Annotated in this window: 21 protein-coding genes; 6 read left to right on the top strand and 15 right to left on the bottom strand. The window is 66.8% G+C overall.

Annotation, left to right across the window (positions count from 1 at the left end; translation table 11 throughout):
* Positions 1–943: AMP-binding protein (locus VFW45_12295; GenBank protein ID HEU5181561.1), on the top strand; the 943-nt coding region annotated here is incomplete at its 5' end.
* A gap of 239 nt (positions 944–1182) precedes the next feature.
* Here the strand turns inward: VFW45_12295 and VFW45_12290 are convergent.
* Positions 1183–1431, bottom strand: coding sequence for a hypothetical protein (locus VFW45_12290; protein ID HEU5181560.1), 249 nt, complete (start codon positions 1429–1431; stop codon positions 1183–1185).
* A gap of 101 nt (positions 1432–1532) precedes the next feature.
* Between VFW45_12290 and VFW45_12285 the strand changes: the two genes are divergently transcribed.
* On the top strand, positions 1533–1718 hold the full coding sequence (locus VFW45_12285; GenBank protein HEU5181559.1) for a hypothetical protein: 186 nt from the start codon (positions 1533–1535) through the stop codon (positions 1716–1718).
* On the opposite strand, the gene VFW45_12280 is transcribed toward VFW45_12285, so the two are convergent.
* The 8 genes from VFW45_12280 to VFW45_12245 all read right to left on the bottom strand — a co-directional run bounded on the left by VFW45_12280 (position 1702) and on the right by VFW45_12245 (position 9468).
* Positions 1702–3042, bottom strand: a complete 1341-nt coding sequence (locus VFW45_12280) for a replication-associated recombination protein A (protein HEU5181558.1) — start codon at positions 3040–3042, stop codon at positions 1702–1704. The genes VFW45_12285 and VFW45_12280 overlap by 17 nt on opposite strands.
* Positions 3043–3073: 31 nt before the next feature.
* Positions 3074–3685 (bottom strand): helix-turn-helix transcriptional regulator, encoded by a 612-nt coding sequence (locus VFW45_12275; GenBank protein HEU5181557.1) that lies wholly within the window; start codon positions 3683–3685, stop codon positions 3074–3076.
* 114 nt (positions 3686–3799) lie between these two features.
* On the bottom strand, positions 3800–4060 hold the full coding sequence (locus VFW45_12270) for a zf-HC2 domain-containing protein (protein ID HEU5181556.1): 261 nt from the start codon (positions 4058–4060) through the stop codon (positions 3800–3802).
* Positions 4057–4659 (bottom strand): sigma-70 family RNA polymerase sigma factor, encoded by a 603-nt coding sequence (locus VFW45_12265; protein HEU5181555.1) that lies wholly within the window; start codon positions 4657–4659, stop codon positions 4057–4059. Before VFW45_12265 ends, VFW45_12270 begins: the two co-directional genes overlap by 4 nt.
* Before the next feature lie 128 nt (positions 4660–4787).
* Positions 4788–6143 (bottom strand): glycosyltransferase, encoded by a 1356-nt coding sequence (locus VFW45_12260; protein ID HEU5181554.1) that lies wholly within the window; start codon positions 6141–6143, stop codon positions 4788–4790.
* Positions 6144–6309: 166 nt separating this feature from the next.
* A complete protein-coding gene (locus VFW45_12255; GenBank protein HEU5181553.1) occupies positions 6310–7455 on the bottom strand; it encodes a DegT/DnrJ/EryC1/StrS family aminotransferase in 1146 nt (381 codons plus the stop codon).
* A 7-nt stretch (positions 7456–7462) separates the two neighbouring features.
* Complete coding sequence (gene mqnC, locus VFW45_12250) at positions 7463–8632, bottom strand: cyclic dehypoxanthinyl futalosine synthase (GenBank protein ID HEU5181552.1); 1170 nt, start codon at positions 8630–8632, stop codon at positions 7463–7465.
* On the bottom strand, positions 8629–9468 hold the full coding sequence (locus VFW45_12245) for a menaquinone biosynthesis protein (protein HEU5181551.1): 840 nt from the start codon (positions 9466–9468) through the stop codon (positions 8629–8631). Before VFW45_12245 ends, mqnC begins: the two co-directional genes overlap by 4 nt.
* A 206-nt stretch (positions 9469–9674) precedes the next feature.
* Here VFW45_12245 and VFW45_12240 point away from each other — a divergent pair, with 206 nt between their 5' ends.
* Together VFW45_12240 and thiE are read left to right on the top strand one after the other, a co-directional pair.
* The gene (locus tag VFW45_12240; GenBank protein ID HEU5181550.1) at positions 9675–9914 is read left to right on the top strand and encodes a hypothetical protein; all 240 of its coding nucleotides are present in this window, start codon (positions 9675–9677) and stop codon (positions 9912–9914) included.
* 10 nt (positions 9915–9924) lie between these two features.
* Positions 9925–10530, top strand: coding sequence for a thiamine phosphate synthase (thiE, locus tag VFW45_12235; GenBank protein HEU5181549.1), 606 nt, complete (start codon positions 9925–9927; stop codon positions 10528–10530).
* Between the two features lie 59 nt (positions 10531–10589).
* On the opposite strand, the gene VFW45_12230 is transcribed toward thiE, so the two are convergent.
* From VFW45_12230 to VFW45_12205, 6 genes are all read right to left on the bottom strand, one after another.
* Positions 10590–10901, bottom strand: a complete 312-nt coding sequence (locus tag VFW45_12230; protein ID HEU5181548.1) for a ferredoxin family protein — start codon at positions 10899–10901, stop codon at positions 10590–10592.
* 95 nt (positions 10902–10996) lie between these two features.
* The gene (locus tag VFW45_12225; protein ID HEU5181547.1) at positions 10997–11752 is read right to left on the bottom strand and encodes a 3-oxoacyl-ACP reductase family protein; all 756 of its coding nucleotides are present in this window, start codon (positions 11750–11752) and stop codon (positions 10997–10999) included.
* The gene (gene rlmN / locus VFW45_12220) at positions 11749–12810 is read right to left on the bottom strand and encodes a 23S rRNA (adenine(2503)-C(2))-methyltransferase RlmN (protein ID HEU5181546.1); all 1062 of its coding nucleotides are present in this window, start codon (positions 12808–12810) and stop codon (positions 11749–11751) included. Before rlmN ends, VFW45_12225 begins: the two co-directional genes overlap by 4 nt.
* A gap of 7 nt (positions 12811–12817) precedes the next feature.
* Complete coding sequence (locus VFW45_12215) at positions 12818–13783, bottom strand: ABC transporter permease (protein ID HEU5181545.1); 966 nt, start codon at positions 13781–13783, stop codon at positions 12818–12820.
* Complete coding sequence (locus VFW45_12210; GenBank protein HEU5181544.1) at positions 13780–15417, bottom strand: ABC transporter substrate-binding protein; 1638 nt, start codon at positions 15415–15417, stop codon at positions 13780–13782. The genes VFW45_12215 and VFW45_12210 overlap by 4 nt, the downstream gene beginning before the upstream one ends.
* A gap of 36 nt (positions 15418–15453) precedes the next feature.
* Positions 15454–16329, bottom strand: a complete 876-nt coding sequence (locus VFW45_12205) for an ABC transporter permease (GenBank protein ID HEU5181543.1) — start codon at positions 16327–16329, stop codon at positions 15454–15456.
* 122 nt (positions 16330–16451) lie between these two features.
* Between VFW45_12205 and VFW45_12200 the strand changes: the two genes are divergently transcribed.
* Complete coding sequence (locus VFW45_12200; protein HEU5181542.1) at positions 16452–17105, top strand: tetratricopeptide repeat protein; 654 nt, start codon at positions 16452–16454, stop codon at positions 17103–17105.
* Positions 17106–17184: 79 nt separating this feature from the next.
* On the top strand, positions 17185–17811 hold the full coding sequence (locus tag VFW45_12195; protein HEU5181541.1) for a LysE family translocator: 627 nt from the start codon (positions 17185–17187) through the stop codon (positions 17809–17811).
* Positions 17812–17815: the final 4 nt, after the last annotated feature.

Genomic DNA, 17815 nt, shown 5'->3' with positions numbered 1-17815 from the left:
CGACGCGCTGCGCGCGGCGTCCCCGGTGCGCCGCCTGATCTTCCGCGTCGGGATGGCGGCGGGGCTGTCCAAGGTGCGGGCCCGCGAGGCAGGGCGGCGTCCGCCGGTGTGGAGCGCGCTCCTCTCGGGGGAGGCGGAGCGACTGGTCCACGCCCCGCTGAGGGCCCGGCTCTTCGGCCGGCGGATCCGGCTGGTCATCTCGGGAGCAGCGCCGCTGCGCCGCGAGATCGCCGAGTTCCTCCAGGCGGCGGGTGTGATGCTCCTCGAAGGGTACGGCCTCACCGAGGCGTCCCCGGTCGTCTCGGTCAACACTCCGCAGCACCTGCGTCTCGGAACCGTCGGGCTGCCGCTGCCCGGAGTCGAGGTGCGCATCGCGCCGGACGGCGAGGTGCTGGTGCGGGGCGCCAACGTGATGAAAGGCTACCTGAAAGACGAGAAGGCGACCGCGGAGGCGGTCCGGGACGGGTGGCTGCACACGGGGGACGTCGGGGTCCTGCAGGACGGCTTCCTGTCGATCACCGACCGGAAGAAGGAGATCTTCAAGACCTCGGGAGGCAAGATGGTCCCGCCGCAGCCGATCGAGCACCTGCTGAGCGGCGATCCGTCCGTCTCCCAGGTGGTGCTCGTGGGAGACGGCAGAAAGTTCATCGCCGCCCTGATTGTTCCCGACTTCGCTTGGCTGTCGTCATATGCCCGCCGCGAGCGAATCTCCTTCACGCAGCCTTCCGATCTGGTGAAGGAGCCGCGGGTGGTGGACCATTTCCGGCGGCTGGTCGAGACGAAGATGGCGGGTCTGCCCGCCTACGAGACGGTGAAGAAGTTCCGGCTGCTGCCACGCGAGCTCACCGCGGACGAGGGCGAGCTCACGCCGACGATGAAGCCGAAGCGCCGCATCATCGAAGCGAAGTACGCCGATCTGATCGCGTCGATGTACAACGAGTGATCGGAAAAAAGATGTTTGGAGAAAGAAAAATCGTTGACACGTGATCTCACGCGTGGTATATAAACGCACGGAACGTGATCAAGAAATTCGATCGGGCCGGGCGTAACAGAGACCTCGAGAGAAAAAGTCGAAGCACCCCGGCACAACGAAGAAGAGAAACGATCACGGATGCTAGAGACCTCTTGCAGCCATTTCGAAAATCCCGGACTCCATTCCTCCTCTTCCGCTCTTCATACTTTTCATCGCAGGATCATTCCTTCCTTCAGGTCCGGGTCGGCGGATTCGATAATCTCCGCGCCGGAGCGTCGCCATTCCACCCTTGATGAGAGCATGAATTCCTGACGCTGAAAGATGCACACCATCATCCGGGAAAGGAGGTGAGCACCATAGCCGCCAAGAAGAAGGCCAAGAAGACTGCGAAGAAGAAGGCCACGAAGAAAAAGAGATAAGATACCGCGGTACTTCGTTTCACTAGAAGGGGTGAGCAATCACCCCTCTTTTTTTTCGGGCGCGAGGCGCTGGCGCGCCGGCGGGGCGCGTGGTACCCTCTGCCGCCCCGGGTGGGGATTGCGGGAGGATCGGCGGCGCGATGACCAACAGCTCGAAGACCTGCAAGATCGGCGAGACCGCGGAGCAATCGGGAGTCTACGAGTGCCTGATCTGCAAGTACGCCGGCACCGTCACCGAGATCACGGTCCAGACGGGAATGATCCTGCCGATGTGCGCCACCTGCAAGGATCCGGACACCACCTGGCACGTCAAGAAGGCTTCTTGACCGGCGTTTTCCGCCGGGCCCTCCACGCCTCCAGCCGCCGGGCAATCTCCTTTTCGAAGCCTTCCGATCCCGGCCGGTAGAACACCTCGCCGCGCAGATCCTCCGGCAGGCATTCCATGTCGGTGACCCCACCCTCGTAGTCGTGGGCGTGGCGATAGCCGTGGCCGTAGCCAATTTCCTTCATCAGCTTCGTCTCGGGATTGCGCAGGTGCAGCGGCACGGGAGAGGTGTGCCCCTCGCGGATCCGCTCGACCGCCGATTCGTAGGCGGCGTAGACGGCGTCGCTCTTGGGGGCGGTCGCCAGGTAGACGGCGGCCTGCGCCAGAGCCAGCGCACCCTCCGGCATCCCCAGGAAGCGCACCGCCTGCTCCGCTCCGACTGCGACCGCGAGGGCGCCGGGGTCGGCGTTGCCCACGTCCTCGCTCGCGAAGCGCACCATGCGGCGCGCCGGATAGAGGGGGTCCTCGCCCGCCTCCAGAATGCGGGCCAGCCAGTAGACGGCGGCATCGGGATCCGAGCTCCTCAGGCTCTTGTGCAGGGCGGAAATCAGGTTGTAGTGCGCCTCGCCCGACTTGTCGTAGACGAGGGCTTCACGGCCGGAGGCCCGCAGCACCAGGTCGCGATCGGGGCGGGCCGGGACGGGCCCGTTCTCGGGCAGCATCCGATCGACCAGCTCCAGGACGTTGAGGGCGCGGCGCGCGTCGCCCGAGGAGAGCGAGGCGATGAGGTCGGCGGTTTCGTCGTTCAGCTCCAGACGCCCTGCCAGGCCGCGCGGATCGGCGGCGGCGCGGCGCAGGAGCACGCGGAGGACGTCGCGATCCAGTGGGGCGAGCACATGGACCTTCATGCGGGAGAGCAGCGCCGCGTTGACTGCGAAGGACGGGTTCTCGGTGGTTGCGCCCACCAGGATGATCTCCCCCGATTCGACGTAAGGGAGGAAGGCGTCCTGCTGTGCCCGGTTGAAGCGGTGGAACTCGTCGACGAACACCACGGTCTTCCGGCCGGTACGGGTGAACTGCATCCGGGCGGTGGCCATGACTTCCTTCACTTCCTTGATGCCGGAAAGAACCGCGGAGAAGGGGACGAAGGGCCCGCCGGTGACTCCCGCCATCAGCCGCGCGAGAGTCGTCTTTCCCGAGCCGGGCGGGCCCCAGAGGATCAGTGAATGCAGCTCACCGGAGGAAAGGGCGGCGCGCAGGGGAGTGCCGGGTCCCAACAGCTCCTCTTGTCCCAGGAGATCCTCGAGTCGCGCCGGGCGCATCCGGTCGGCGAGCGGCGGCGCGGGGTCGGAGCCGGGAAGGCGGGGCTGGGAGAACAGGTCCATCGCTGAGGCAGCTTTCGTCGCGGGACGGGGGCTAGGAGATCTCTTCGTGCAGCTTCACGGGAGGCTGGCTCTCGGATTGGGTCTCCTCGGCGGTCGAGTCGCCGGAGATGCCGGAGCTGGAGAGCTCATGGAACTCGCGGATCTTGGATTCGGCGAGCGATTCGACGATCGAGTCGTGCATTCCCAGCGCGGCGGAGAGCGCCTGGCGGGTCAGCGTGTCGAAGTCCCGCAGGGAACGGGCGAGGTCCTGGACATCGAGATCGGAAGCCCGGCGCCCGGAGGTCTCCTGGACCCGGGAGCTGGCACGCTCCAGCAGCTCGAGGGCCGACAGGATCGTCTGCCGCTGCTCGCGGGTGAACCGGTTGAAGCGCTCGGCCAGCCGGAAAATCTCGGGGGGAATCCGCTCCCGCTCCTCGGCCCCGAACTCCCAGTGGCGTCCGGTCAGGATCCATTCGACCGTGGTGTTGCCGACGCGGGCCAGCTCCAGCAGGCGCTTCACTTCGGGAAGGATGCCGTTCTCGTACTTGTGAACGGCCGGCTGCGTCGCCCCGAGGATGTCGGCCATCTGCCACTGCTTCAGGCCCTTCTCCTTCCTGAGGCGTTTGATGCGCTTGCCGATCTCCTTCTTGTTGAGGGGATCCATGCCGCACTCCGAGGACCGGACCAACTTCGGGGAGCCAAGAGGAACGGCTTCATTCTAGCCCAGCCCCGCCCCGAAGCACAAGGCTCCCGGGGCTTTCACGGGCCCGGGGGTCCGCTAGCCCTGGCGAAGGCGGTCGCGCACGAAGGCGCGCAGGCGATTCTTCATCTCCTCCGGCATCTTTTCCATGAGGCTCTGGCGGCAGAGCTCGCGGGCCGCCTGGAAGGTCCGGAGGAACTCCTCGCATGGCGGGCAGGCCTCCAGGTGGGCTGCGAGAGATTCCTTTTCCTCCTGGGAAAGCTCGCCGTCCACGTATTCGCTGAGCAGCTCGAAGACGCGCCGGCAGGTCGGATCACCCGGGAGGTGGGAATGGCTCATGCGGCGTTCCCCTGTAGGTATTTGGCGAGACGGTGCCTGAGGAACAGCCGGGCCCGGTGCAGCCGGGTCTTGGTGGCCGCGAGGCTCAAACCCAGGATGTCGGCCACCTCCTGATTGGAGAGATCCTCGACCTCGCGCAGGGTGAAGATGGCCCGATATTCCTCGGGCAGGGAGGCGACCGCCTCGCGCAGCTCGCGGCCCAGCTCCTTGCGCAGCAGCTCGTCGTCGGCGCGCGCGCTCCAGCCGGAATGGGGCACGAGCTCGCGGATCCGGGCGGGGTCAAGTAACTGCTCGAGATCCTCCAGAGGCTGGGTCCGATCGTGCCGCGAGCGCGAGCGCAGCCGCATGTAGACCGAGTTCATGGCAATCCGGTAGAGCCACGTGGAAAAGGCCGACTCGCCCTTGAAAGTGTCGAGCTTCCGGAAGACGCTGAGAAAGGCGTCCTGGACGGCGTCGAGGGCATCCTCGCGGTTCTTCATCATCCCCATGGCCAGGCGATAGACCTTGTCCTCATAGCGGAGCATGAGCTCTTCGAACGCGGCAGGGTCCCCGCCACGGGCTTGCTCCACCAGGGTGGCGTCCAGGTCGGTGACCGGCATGCGCTGCCTCGTTGGGATGCGGGAAAGTCCGAAACGGATTCGCGGAGAATCTTACACAGCCGTCTCGGAATCGACAAGGCCGGCGGGCGTGACGGCATCCGCCGCGGGGGAGGCCGGAATCCCCTGCCTCAGCGAGTCAGCCAGGAGTTGTTGCGAAAGGTGAGGACGGCGTAGGGAATGGTCCACATCAGGAAAAAGACGTGCAGGAAGGAATAAAGCACCCCGTACAGGAAATCGCTGTTCCGCTCGAAGCGGATGTAGAAGAGCATGTAGGTCGCCCCCATGATCACGATGAGGGCCAGAAAGCGCAGGATGAGGATCGGGTCGACGAAGATGTGATACAGCGAATAGAGGGTGATGTAGAACTGGAAGGGGATCAGGATCGCGGTCAGAAGGAAGTCGAACACGGCGGGGGCCCGGTGCCGGTCCCGGTAGCGCGTGAACATGAAGGTCGAGAAGATCATGCTCTCCCGGAAGAAGCTCTTGTGCCAGCGGGTGAGCATGCGGGCCAGCTTCCCCAGCGTCGCGGGGGCGAGCGTCTGGACCTCCGCCGTCCTCTGGTAGACCGTGTCGAAGCCTTCCCTCAGTACGAAATTGGTGAGGGCCCTGTCGTCGCCGTAGGTGCAGATCTGCCCCATGAACTCCTGCGACAGCCAGCGGTCCAGGAAACGCTCGACGACGCGACGCCGGTAGGCGGAAAGCACCCCGGAGCAGCACATGACCGTCCGGAAGACCGACGTCGAGGCGCGGAAGAACTCGAAGGCCATGATGTAGCGCACCGCCAGCATGCGGGTCAGGAAGTTCTGGTGCTTGTTGAACACCCTCACCTTGGCGGTCGCCGCGCCGACCTTATCGTCGGCGAACGGGGCGACCAGGTGGCGCAGCCCGTCCGGGGCGATTACGCTGTCCGAGTCCATGGTCACCAGGATTTCCCCCTGGGAATTTCCGAATCCGGTGGCCAGCGCCTGCCGCTTGCCGCGGTTGCGCGCATGGCGGAACATCCGGATCTTGCCGGGATGCCGCTCGGCCGCGCGGCGAATGTACTCCCAGGTGTCGTCGGTGGAGCCGTCGTCGATGCAGAGGATCTCCAGCTTGTCCGCCGGGTAATCGGACAGGATGCTCGACTCGATGGCCTTGTAGACCATTGCCCCCTCGTTGAACGCCGGGATCACGACGCTCACGGTCGGCAGCTCATCGCTGAGAGGAAAAGGCTTGTAGAGGAAGCAAAGGATTGCCCGGTAGGGGAGATGCAGCATCATGAGGACGCTGTAGACGACGAGCGGGAGCGACAGATAGCGGGAGACAAAGTTCAGGTTGTACCAGTACTGGGCCCGCTCGAAGGAGCCGCTGAGGAAAGCGGACAAGACGATGAGGCTGAAGGCGAGGAAGATGACGGTCTTGGTGAGGCGCTCGGTCGCCTCGGAGGATTCAAAGACTTCCTGCGAAGAGAGCACCCCTTCCGGGGGAGGGAACGGCTCCTGCATGGGACCTCGTGGCCTCGCAAACTGGGAAACGGGGAAACCCGCCCCGACGAAGGCCCCAAGAGGCCTCGCGACGCGTCCCTTCAAGTGGAGCAGACGCCTAAACGTCCGGAACGCGTGAGTTTATACAATGATTCCCGAGGAGAGTCAATTTCTGCGCCGTGCCATTTCAGGCGGGAGATGCGTAGAAATCAGCCACTGCGGCGACCACTTCGCGCTGCATGGCGGCGCTCAGCTCGGGATAGATCGGGAGGGCGAGAACCTCATGCGCCGCCGCTTCCGCGGCGGGGAAATCCCCCTTGTGATACCCCAGATAGGCGAAGCATTCCTGCAGGTGGAGCGGCAAAGGATAGTAGACGGCACAGCCGATACCGGCCTTTTTGAGCGCTGTCTTGAGATCGTCGCGGCGCCGCGCCCGAATCACGTACTGGTGAAAGATGTGGCGGGCGCCGGGACGCGTGCGCGGCAGCGTGACGGGTCCACCCTCGCCCGCCAGGCCCGCCTCGCGGAACAGCGCCTCGTAGCGCCGCGCGTTCGCCGCGCGCCCCGCGTTCCAGTCCTCCAGGTGGGCGAGCTTGACGCGCAGCACCGCGGCCTGCACCGCGTCCAGGCGGCTGTTGAGGCCCACGCTGCGATGGATGTACTGTGCCTCTTCGCCGTGCTGGCGCAGGCTGCGCACGCGCTCCGCCAGCGCCGCGTCACGCGTCGTCACCAATCCGCCGTCTCCCGCCCCCCCCAGATTCTTCGAGGGGAAGAAAGAAAAGCAGCCGAAGGTTCCCGAGACGCCCGCCTGAGCTGCCTGGCCCTCGTCGCCGGAGCTGGCCCCCAGCGCCTGGGCCGCATCCTCGATCACCGCGAGGCGGTGACGGCTCGCCAGGGAATGCAGCGCTTCCATGTCGGCCATCTGGCCGAAGAGGTGCACCGGCATGACGGCGCGCGAGCGCGGCGTGATCGCCTTCTCGACGAGCTCGGGACGCAGCAGGAAGGTCCCGGGATCAATATCGACGAAGACCGGCTTCGCCCCCGCCCGATGGATTGCCCCGGCCGTGGCGAAAAACGAGAAGGGAGAGGTGAGCACCTCATCCTTCTTCTCGCCGATGTCCAGCGCCATCAGCGCCAGCAGCAGCGCGTCGGTGCCCGAGGCGACCCCCACCGCATGGACGCCGCCGAGGCGGGCGGAAATCTCCCGTTCGAAGGCGGCCACCTCCTCTCCCAGGACGAACTGCTGCGACTCGAAGACGCGCCGGAGGGCCGTGCCCATCTCGGGCTCGAGAGTCCGGTACTGGGCCTTCAGATCGAGCAGCGGGACGGCCACGAGGGAATCAGGCCGAAGCCCGGGCGACCCGCGGGATGCGGGTCTCGGGCCGGCGCAGATTGGCGGCAGGCTGCGCGCCCTGCGGCGGGATGGGGCGCGGGTCCACGAGGCGGTAGAGGGTGTCGCGCTGGCGCGGATGGTAGCCGGCCTCTTCGATCAGCCGCTCCAGCTCGTCGCGCGTGGTGCAGAAGGTGTTGCCGGCGGAGCGCACGACGTTCTCCTCGATCATCACCGAGCCCATGTCGTTGGCGCCATACTTGAGCGCGATCTGGCCGATCTGGGTCCCCTGCGTGACCCAGGAGGACTGAAGGTTGGGGATGTTGTCCACGAACAGCCGGGCAATCGCCTGGGTGCGCAGGTAATCGGCGGAGGTGGTCTCGCGGCCGCCCATCTCGGTGTTGCCCGGCTTGTAGGTCCAGGCGATGAACGCCGTGAACCCGCCGGTGGCATCCTGCTGGTCGCGCACCCGCACCAGGTGCTCCACCCGATCGTCCAGCGATTCGACGTGTCCGAACATCATGGTGACGGTGGAGGGGATGCCGAGGCGGTGCGCGCAATCCATCACCCGCAGCCAGGCGTCCGCCCCGACCTTCAGGGGCGCCATGCGGTCGCGCACCGAGTCGACCAGGATCTCGGCGCCGCCTCCCGGGATCGAGTCGAGCCCCGCCTTCTTCAGGCGCACGAGCACCTCCTCGAGAGGCCGCTTGCTGACGTGCACCAGGTGCTGGATCTCCGGCGGGGAGAAGGCGTGCAGGTGCAGCACCGGATAGCGCTCGCGGAACGAGGCGAGCAGGTCCTCGTACCACTCGAGCGGCAGCGTCGGGTGGTGGCCGCCTTGCAACAGAATTCCCGTCCCTCCCAGCGCCAGCGTCTCGTCGATCTTCTCGAACAGCACCGACTTGGGATGCACGTATCCTTCCACCTCGTCGCCGGGAGCGCGGTAGAAGGCGCAGAATGCGCACTTGGTGACACAGTAGTTGGTGTAATTGATGTTGCGATCGACGATGTAGGTCACGGCGCGCTCGGGATGGAGCCGGTCGCGGACCGCGTCAGCGGCGAGCGCCAGGTCGATGAGCTCCGCCTCGTCGAACAGGCGCCGGGCTTCGGCCGCCTCCAGGCGCTCCCCGCAAACCGACTTCTCCAGGATTCTCGCGGCTTCGGGGGTCGTCCGGCTCACGGCAGACCCTCCGTGGCGAGCGGCCGCGAGGCGACGGGCTCCCTGCCGAAAAAGGCGAGATCCGAGGCGCGCTCGACAATCGACGACTCCCGGGCGAGACGGTAGAACAGCCAGAGAGCCTTCATCTCCTCCTCGCCGAGATCGTAGTGGATGTTCTCGGTGAGATAGCTCTCCAGCGATCGCGCCGGCAGCCCCAGGTCCGCCGACGCCTCGGCGGCGATCCGATCGCGCTCCGCCAGCCCGATGCGCTTCGACTCGAGGAAAGCTTCCACGGGCAGAGGATGCGCTGCTTTGGGAGCAACCGCCCAGAAGGCGAAGACGAAAGGCAGCCCGGTCAGTGTGTGCCATTCCGAGGCGAGATCGTAGGCCTTGACGTCGCGCGGCGCGGCCCGCAGCGCCGCGTCCCCGATCAGCAGCGCGGCGTCGCAGTCCGACAGCATGCGGGAGAGATCGGGCTCGGCGGGGCGATAATCGACCCGATGGCGGGAGCGCGCGCGCAGCAGGATGCGCACCAATGCCGCCGAGGTGCGCGACGATCGGTCCAGCGCCACGGTCCGGATCTCGGAGAGGCGGGCGCGGGAGAAGAGCAGGACCGAGCGGGCCTCGCGCCGCGCCGAGATCGCCATGCCGGGGACGACCCGCAGCCCCGGGATGCGCAGGTACTCGATGCTGGGAATCAGGGCGGCATCCACCGCGCCGTCGCGCAGCCAGTCGGCGCAGCGGGCCGGCGAGCCGGCCAGCAGGCGCACCGCCTCCGCCAGGGGCGGACGGTTGAAGCCGCGCACCAGCGGGCGGGCATTCAGGTAATCGACGACGGCGATGCGCGGCAGCGACATGGGGGCTCTCACGTCGAAAGGAGAGGTGATTCTAGCAGGTGGATCCCGCCTGTCAATCGCCGCCGGGGAGCGCGCCAATCCGCCGCGAAAGAGGGTTCCGTCCCTGGACAGGGCGGGCTGCGCGCCACTATGATGACGAGTCCGTCCTGTCGACGAAGGAGAAACGCCAGCGGCGGGGAAACGTCCCGAGGGCCGGCGCGGAACTCATGAAACAGCGGCTGCGGGCCCTCGTCTACCTCTTCTATCTCTTCGAAGTCGGCATTTTCCTCCTGCTCGTCCCCTGGTCGCCTTTCTGGGACAGCAACTATTTCGTGGCCCAGCTGCCGGTGCTGCAGGGGCTGGTCATGAGCCCCTTCGCGCGCGGCGCCGTCTCCGGAATGGGGGCGCTCCACCTGCTGGTGGGGGCCATCGACTCGCTCGCCTTCATCCGGATGGAGCGGCGCTAGAGAGGGCTTTCTGGAAGCCTACCTGGTCACCGATCGCAAGCTCGCCTCCGAGGAGTTCCTCCTCCGCCTGGTGCGCGAGGCGATCGCCGCGGGTGCCGAGCGGGTGCAGGTGCGCGAGAAGGACCTGCCCGGCAGACCCCTGCTGGCGCTGGTCCGCAGCGTCCTGGCGGAGGCGGAGGGGAGCCGCACCACCGTGTTCGTGAACGATCGGGTCGACGTCGCGCTCGCGGCGGCGGCGCAGGGAGCGCACCTGGGGCGCGCCGGGCTGCCGGTCGAGACGGCGCGCAGGATGTCGGGCGAGGATTTCGTGATCGGCGCTTCCACCCACTCGCTGGAAGAAGCGATCGACGCGCAGGAGCGCGGCGCCGATTATCTGTTCGTCGGGCCGATATTTCCAACGCCTTCCAAGGCCGCGTTCGGAGAGCCGCTCGGCATTCCCCGTCTCGAGTCGATCCTGCGCCGCATCCGGATTCCCGTCTACGCGATCGGCGGCATCACGCCCGAGCGGCTCCAGCCGCTGCGGGGATTGCCCCTGACCGGAGTCGCCATGATCTCGGCCTTCGTGCGCGCGCGGTCGGTGAAGGAGCTGGTGCAAAGGGTGCGCGTCGGTGATTGAGCCTGGGACGAAAAAAAAGCCCCGCCGCGTGGGGCGGCGGGGCGGGTCGAAGGCTCGAATCAGGCCAGCTTGTTGCCCGGCTTGCGGGGCGGATCGTTGCTCGGCCGCGGCGTGACCGCCGGATTGCCCTTGAACGAGGGAGTGAGATCGGCGTTGATCTTCGCGTAGTCGGGATCCTCGTCCGGCGTTTCGACGATGGCCTCGATCGGGCACTCGGGAAGGCAGGCGCCGCAGTCGATGCAGACTACCGGGTCGATGACCATGAATTCCTGACCCTGGTAGTCCCCGGGATAGATGCAGTCCACGGGGCAGACGGCAACGCACGTCGCGTACCGCTCTCCCAGGCACTTTTCAGTAATCACGTAGGCCATTGAGATCTTCTCCTCAATCGCGGAAAGGGATCGGCGGGAATCCCGCTCTGGTTGCTAATCCGGGCTAGATTTATGCCCGAAAAGTGGGTTTCCTGTCAACCGCACAGGACCGACCCTCCATTGACGTTCAAGACCTCCCCGCAGCAGTAGCCGGAGAGATCGGAGGCGAAAAAGAGGATCGCCCCGGCAATCTCCTCCGGAGTTCCGGGACGCCCCATCGGGATGGTCGAGAGGATGCGCGAGCGCTCGGCTCCCGCCAGCGCCTCGGCGCTCATGTCGGTGTCGACCCATCCCGGCGCCACGCAGTTCACCAGGATCCCGTCCCGGCAGAGCTCCGGCCCCAGACTCTTGGTGAACGAGATGATGCCTCCCTTCGACGCGGCATAGTGGGAATGCTGCGCCTCGCCGCGCTGCCCCGCGGTGGAGGCGATGTTCACGATGCGCCCCCGCCCCTGGCGCCGCATCACGGGGACGGCCGCCCGGGTGCACAGGAAGACCCCCTTGAGGTTGACATCCAGGGTTTCGTCCCAGTCCTCCTCGGTCATCGATTCGATCGGGCCGTCCTTCCAGATGCCGTGATTGTTCACCAGGATGTCGAGGCGCCCGAAGGTCTCCACCGTGCTGCGCACCAGTGTCTCGGCATCCCGCCGGCGCGACAGGTCGCCGGGCACCGCCAGGCCGCGCTTCCCCGCGCGCTCGATCTCCTCCCGCACGCTTTCCGCCGCCTCACGGTCCAGCCGGTATCCGAGCGCCACGTCGGCGCCATGCCGCGCCAGCAACAGGCAGGCGGCACGTCCGATCCCCCGCGAGCCTCCGGTCACCAGAGCCACCTGTCCCTTCAGATCGATCATGTGTCGCCTCCGGCGGGGGGATGCTCGAGTGTGGCCGTGTCCAGGATCGCCAGCTGGCCGCAGGCAGCGGAGATGTCCGCCCCGCGGCGCCGGCGCAGCGACGCCGGAATGCGCCTCTCGAGCAGGAGATCGCGGAAGGCGCGCGCCGCCGGGACGCGGGGAGCATCGTAGCCGGCCACCGCGGCGTCGTTGTAGGGAATCAGGTTTATCTTGACCGGCAATCCCGCCGCCAGCCGCGCGAGCCGGGCCGCGTCTTCCCGCGTGTCGTTGATGCCTCGCAGCAGCACGTACTCGAACGTGATCCGCTCGCGCGGCGCCAGGGGAACGGCGCGCAGCGCGGAGAACAGCTCCTGCAGCGGATAGGCGCGATTGATCGGCATCAGCGCATCGCGCCGCGCGTCGGTGGTGGCGGACAGCGACACCGCCAGGCGCGGCCGGGAAGGCTCCTTCGCGAGCCTCAGGATTCCCGGGACCACCCCCGCCGTCGACAGGGTGATGTGGCGCGGGGCGATGCCCATGCCGCGGGGATCGGTGAGGAGCCGGAAGGCGCCCATGACGTTGTCGTAGTTGTTCAGCGGCTCGCCCATCCCCATGAAGACGAGGTTGTAGCCGTTCGGCGGCAGGCGGTGGGACTGCGCCAGCAGCGCCGCCTGTCCCGCGATCTCCCCCGGCGTCAGGTTGCGCACCAGCCCCATGCGGGCGGTGAGGCAGAAGGCGCATCCCAGCGGACAGCCGATCTGGGAAGAGACGCAGAAGGTGATGCGGCGCTTCTCCGGGATGTAGACCGACTCCACCGCCTTCCCGTCGTCCAGCCGCAGCAGGTACTTGATCGTGCCGTCGCTGGAGGTCTGCGCCAGCTCCACCGCCGGCAGGGCGGCGCGGAAGCTCCGCCGGAGGCTGTCGCGCAGCGACCGCGGCAGATCCGACATGCGGGCGAAATCGCGCTCGCCTCGGGAGTAGAGCCACTCGAACAGCTGCCGGGCATGGAAGGGCTTGCCGCACAGCGGCGCCACCACGCCTTCCAGCGCGTGCCGGTCCTTGCCGTAGAGGTTTTCCATCGAACGGCTATTGTAGCCGAATGCGTGGATCCAGCCAGGCGTAGCAGAGGTCGACGAGGAGGTTCACGAGAATGAAGGCGGCGCACAGGCAGAGGACCCCACCTTCCACCACCGGCAGGTCGCGATCGGCGATGCCGCGGACGATCGTCTTCCCCAGCCCGGGCCAGGCGAAGACGAATTCGGTGGCGACCGCCCCTCCCAGGAGCGCCGCCAGGTCGATCCCCAGGACCGTGACGATGGGGACCAGCGCGTTGCGCAGCGCCGAGCGCAGGTGGACCCGCAGCGGCCCAGCGCCGCGGGCGAAGGAGCTGAGGATGTAGGGCTGCTGCAGGACGTCGAGCAGGCTGGCGCGCGTCACGCGCTGCACGTTTCCGAGGGAGAACAGGGCCAGAGTGAGGGCGGGGAGGACCAGGTGTCGCGCCTCGGGCAGCCGGATCTGCGTGCCCGGAATGATCCATCCGTCCAGTCCGTATCCGAGCGCCGGCAGCCACCCCAGGCGGGAGGCGAAGGTGAGCATCAGCATCATGCCGATCCAGAAGACCGGCAGCGAAATGAGCACCAGTGAAAAGAAGGAAAGCAGGTCGTCGGGCCAGCGCTTCGCCTTGGCCGCCGACACCAGGCCCATGCCGACGCCGGCGGCCGCGGCAATCAGCAGCGCGCTGAACGCCAGGATGACGGTGGCGGGAAGCGCTTCGGCCACGATGCGGGATACCGGCCTTCCCTGGAGGTAGGAAGACCCGAGGTCGCCGTGCGCCAGCCGGCCGATGTAGTGCAGGTATTGGCGCGGCGCCGGATCGTCGAGTCCCCACTCGGCTCGGATTCGCGCCAGCACCTGCGGGTCGGCGCGAAACCCCCCTGCCAGGATGGCGGCGGGGTCGCCCGGAAGGATGAAGAGAATCATCCAGATTACCGTGACCACCGCCCAGAGGACCGGAACGACCCCGAGGATCCGCCTCAGGAGGAATCCGCTCAAGGCTTCGCCGTTGGGCGACCGCCCTCGATCCAGAGGCGGTCGAGCGGGATGCGCATCGAGCCGAGCGGGCAGAGGACCACGCCCTTCACGTAGGGCTTGATCAGGACCCTCTGAGTGTAATCGGCCAGGAAGAGCCAGGCGGCGTCATCCTCCACGGCGATACGCTCCGCCTCGCGGTACAGAGGAATGCGCTCCTCCATGCGGACCAGGCCGCGGGCTTGATCCAGCAGCTGGTCCACCTTCGGGTTCGAGTAGCGGCCGATGTTTCCCGCGGGGCCGATGTTGCGCGAGTGCAGCAGCCAGTAGAGGAAAGCATCTGGATCGGGATAATCGGCGTTCCAGCCGTAACGGTAGAACAGGGCTTCTCCGGGAGTTTCCGGCGTTCCCTGCAGCGCCTGCAGAAAGGTGGCGAAATCGACCGCCTTGACGCGCACCGGAATCCCCACCGCCTGGAGGTCGGCCTGGACTTTCTGGGCGGCCTCGAGCAGCTTCTGGTTGTTGTTCACCCAGAGATCGATCGGTTTGAAGCCCTTCCCGCCCGGATAGCCCGCCTGCGCCAGCAGCTCGCGGGCGCGGGCCGGATCGTATTCGTACCCCTTGAGGTCGGGGTTGTAGCCGGGGGTTCCCGGGACGAGGATGCCGTGGGCGGGCGTCAGCGTTCCTTCGAAGGTCTGCTCACACAGGGATTTTCGGTCGACCGCGTAATTCAGCGCCTTGCGCAGGCTCACGTTCCCCTTGAAGGGCGGCCGCGCCAGGTTGAATCCGAAATAAAACGATCCCAGCATCGGCCCCTTGCGGTAGTCCTGCGGCAGCTCTTTGGCGATGGCGCTCTCGCTTCCCACCATCTCATCCATGTAGTCGAGCCCGCCGCGCCGGTACTCCTCCATCGCTCCGGCAGGGTTCTCGATGAAGCGCACCTGGATTCGATCCAGCTTCGGGCGCCCGCCGTAGTAGTCGGCGAAGGCGGCGAGCTCCATCCCGCTCGAGCGCTCCCAGCGGCTCACCCGGAACGGACCGCAGCCCACGGGCTGCGCCAGGTAGCCCTTGGCGGGATCGTCGTAGATCTCCTTCGGCACGATCGACGCGGCCGGGGTCGCGAGCAGCTGCAGGAAGTGGGGTAGGGGTCGCGCCAGCGCGATGCGCACCGTCTGCGCGTCCGCTGCCTGGATTCCCTCCACCGAAGCCGCTTTTCCGGTCCCGAAGGCCTCGGCGCCGCGGATCGCTTCGAGGATCTCCTTGCGCTTGGCGCCGACTTTGGGATCGAGCAGGCGGGTGAAGGAGTAGACGACGTCGGCGGAAGTGAGCACGCGGCCATTGTGGAAGCGCACGCCGGGACGCAGATGAAAGGTGATCTCCTGCCCGTCGGACGAATAGTCCCAGCTCTGCGCCACGGCGGGGACGACCTCGAGGCTGGCCGGATCGAAATCGACCAGGCCGTCATGGACGGCCAGGTTGATCCGATCGGAAAGCGAATCGGCCGACGATGCCGGGTCGATGTCGGGCGGATTCTCGCGCATGCGCATCCGCAGCACCTGCTCCACTCGCAGCTTGTCGGCTTGCGGAGCCTGGCAGCGGCACAGCCATCCGGGCAGAACGACCAGGGCCACCAGGACCAACGCGCGGCGCAGGAGCATGCTCGAGTCCTCCTCCGGGAAAAGGGTCGATCTCTTTCAGGCCCTTCCGGATCGCAGACGGGGATCGATCTGCTCCCGGAGGGCGTCGCCGAGCAAGTTGAGGCCCAGGACGACCAGAAGCAAGGCCAATCCGGGATAGACACAGACCCAGGGGTGCGTCGTCAGGTAGTTCTGTCCCTCCGTGATCATGACGCCCCAGGAGGGAAGGGGCGGGTGGGCCCCGACCCCCAGGAACGAGAGCCAGGCCTCCGCCAGGATGTTCCCCGCCACCCCGAGCGTCGCCGTGGCGATCAGCGGCGAAAGGGCGTTGGGAAGCAGGTGGACGAAAAGCAGCCGGCCGTCGCCGACGCCGGACGCGCGCGCGGCGGCGCTGAACTGCGTCTCGCGCAGGACCAGAATCTGCGCGCGCACCAATCGGGCGATGCCGGCCCATCCGACCAGTCCGAGAACCAGGAAGACCAGCACCACGCTCGGCTCGGGCAGCATCCCGAGCAAGGGAAGGGCCGAGGGATCCGGCAGGGCGGCGATGACCGCCAGCGCCAGCAGCGGCGCCGGCAGCGAGAAGAAGACGTCCGCGAGGCGCATGAGCGCTTCATCGATCTTCCCGCCGTAGAACCCGGCGAGCCCGCCGATCAGCGTGCCCAGCAGCAGCGCCACGCTTTCGGCCAGCACCCCCACTCCCAGCGAGACGCGCGCGCCGTAGAGGATGCGGGAGAGAAGATCGCGTCCCAGAGAGTCGGTGCCGAGCGGATGCTCGGCATCGGGGGAGGTGGGCGGAATCCTGCCTTGCGGCACCACGGGACGATAGGGATCCTGGCCGAGAAGGCGGCTCAGATTCGGAGCGAGCAGGGCGAGCAGGGCGAAGGTGACGACGATGACCAGGCCGATTCGTCCCGAGCGGGTGGGTGGCATCATCGGCGCCCATATACCACACGCGATCGCGCCTCGCAAACACTTGTGCGTGGTTTGACTTGCGCGATGAGCACATGCTACTTTCGCGACGGTTTCCCCCTTCCATTGCGCGCGGAGAAAGGATGAATCGAGAGAACGCCAGCTTTCTGCTTGGTGGGATTTTCTTCGGTTTTCTGGTCGGGTTCAGCATCGCCCATTTCGTCTATCAGCAGCCGTCTGCAGAGCGCACCGCCGCCCCGATGCAGGCTCCTGTCAATCCCTCCGATCCGATGGGACGGGGAGCGACGCCGCCCCAGCCGCAGGAGCCGCCAGCGGCGGCGGGCGGGGCGCCGAGCATGGAGACGATGCAGAAGGTGCAGCAGGAGCTGGCGGCGCTGCGCCAGGCGGTGCAGGACAATCCGAAAGATGCGCGCTCCTTGGGCCGGCTCGGGGATATCTATTACGATGCCGGCATGTTCGACAAGGCGAAGGAGTACTACAGCCGTTCCCTCGAGGTCGACCCCTCCAATCCGAACATCAGCACCGATCTCGGGATCTGCTTCCAGCGCCTGGGCCAGCCCGACGAGGCGATCCGCCAGTTCCGGAGCTCTCTCGCCGTCAGCCCGCAGCACTGGCAGTCCTGGCTCAACCTCGGGATCGTCTCACTGTTCGACAAGCAGGACGTGAAAACGGCCGAAGAGGCCTTCGCGAAGGTGAAGGAGCTCAACCCATCTTTCGAAGGCTTGCCGCAGATGCTGGAGGCGCTCGACAAGGTCAAGGCCGGCGGCAAGCCTTGAGGGCTTCACGGCGCTAAGGAATGTGACCTGGAAACCCGCCGGCGCTGATGGGCGAAGTCCCGAGAGATTGGAGGGCGATTTGAACTGGCAGACGTGGGGCCTGTTCATGGTGACCGAGACGGCGCTGTGTCTCACGCCGGGTCCCGCGGTGCTGTTCGTGGTGTCGCAGGCGCTCGCTTACGGCGCGGCGCGCTCACTGTGGGCGAACCTGGGAATCCTGACGGCCAATGCGCTCTACTTTTTCCTCTCGGCGCTGGGCCTGGGAGCGGTCCTGCTCGCTTCGCAGAAAGTTTTCCTGATCATCAAGTGGGGCGGGGCCCTCTATCTCGTCTTCCTTGGACTGAAGACTTTTTTGGGCCGGGAGGATCCGCTGGCGGCTCCCGAGGCGGCGCGCGGGGGCGTTGTGGGCACGAAGCTGCTGGCGCGCGGCGTCGTCCTGCAGGCGGCGAACCCGAAATCGCTCATCTTCTTCACGGCGCTGCTGCCGCAATTCCTCGATCCGAAAGGCTCGATTGGCTGGCAGGTCCTCATCCTCGGAGTCAGCTCGGTGGTGGTGGAGTTTCTCGTCCTGGCGGGCTACGGGATTTTCGCCGGGAAGGCCGCCGGGTTGGCGCGCCAGCCGCGCTACGCATTGCTGACCCGCCGTCTGGCCGGGGCTTGCCTGGTCGTGGCGGGTGCCGGCGTCGCCCTCACCGGAAAGGACTGACGCG

Source organism: Candidatus Polarisedimenticolia bacterium (genome assembly GCA_035764505.1).
Taxonomy (GTDB): domain Bacteria; phylum Acidobacteriota; class Polarisedimenticolia; order Gp22-AA2; family AA152; genus AA152.
The sequence above is the reverse complement of the archived record's forward strand: the minus strand, read 5'-3'. Positions and strand labels throughout refer to the sequence as shown.

Coding starts and splice junctions, on each gene's coding strand:
- VFW45_12285 (HEU5181559.1), top strand. CDS start 1,533: ATGACCAACAGCTCGAAGACCTGCAAGATCGGCGAGACCGCGGAGCAA.
- VFW45_12280 (HEU5181558.1), bottom strand. CDS start 3,042: ATGGACCTGTTCTCCCAGCCCCGCCTTCCCGGCTCCGACCCCGCGCCG.
- VFW45_12275 (HEU5181557.1), bottom strand. CDS start 3,685: ATGGATCCCCTCAACAAGAAGGAGATCGGCAAGCGCATCAAACGCCTC.
- VFW45_12270 (HEU5181556.1), bottom strand. CDS start 4,060: ATGAGCCATTCCCACCTCCCGGGTGATCCGACCTGCCGGCGCGTCTTC.
- VFW45_12265 (HEU5181555.1), bottom strand. CDS start 4,659: ATGCCGGTCACCGACCTGGACGCCACCCTGGTGGAGCAAGCCCGTGGC.
- VFW45_12260 (HEU5181554.1), bottom strand. CDS start 6,143: ATGCAGGAGCCGTTCCCTCCCCCGGAAGGGGTGCTCTCTTCGCAGGAA.
- VFW45_12245 (HEU5181551.1), bottom strand. CDS start 9,468: ATGTCGCTGCCGCGCATCGCCGTCGTCGATTACCTGAATGCCCGCCCG.
- VFW45_12240 (HEU5181550.1), top strand. CDS start 9,675: ATGAAACAGCGGCTGCGGGCCCTCGTCTACCTCTTCTATCTCTTCGAA.
- VFW45_12230 (HEU5181548.1), bottom strand. CDS start 10,901: ATGGCCTACGTGATTACTGAAAAGTGCCTGGGAGAGCGGTACGCGACG.
- VFW45_12225 (HEU5181547.1), bottom strand. CDS start 11,752: ATGATCGATCTGAAGGGACAGGTGGCTCTGGTGACCGGAGGCTCGCGG.
- rlmN (HEU5181546.1), bottom strand. CDS start 12,810: ATGGAAAACCTCTACGGCAAGGACCGGCACGCGCTGGAAGGCGTGGTG.
- VFW45_12210 (HEU5181544.1), bottom strand. CDS start 15,417: ATGCTCCTGCGCCGCGCGTTGGTCCTGGTGGCCCTGGTCGTTCTGCCC.
- VFW45_12205 (HEU5181543.1), bottom strand. CDS start 16,329: ATGCCACCCACCCGCTCGGGACGAATCGGCCTGGTCATCGTCGTCACC.
- VFW45_12200 (HEU5181542.1), top strand. CDS start 16,452: ATGAATCGAGAGAACGCCAGCTTTCTGCTTGGTGGGATTTTCTTCGGT.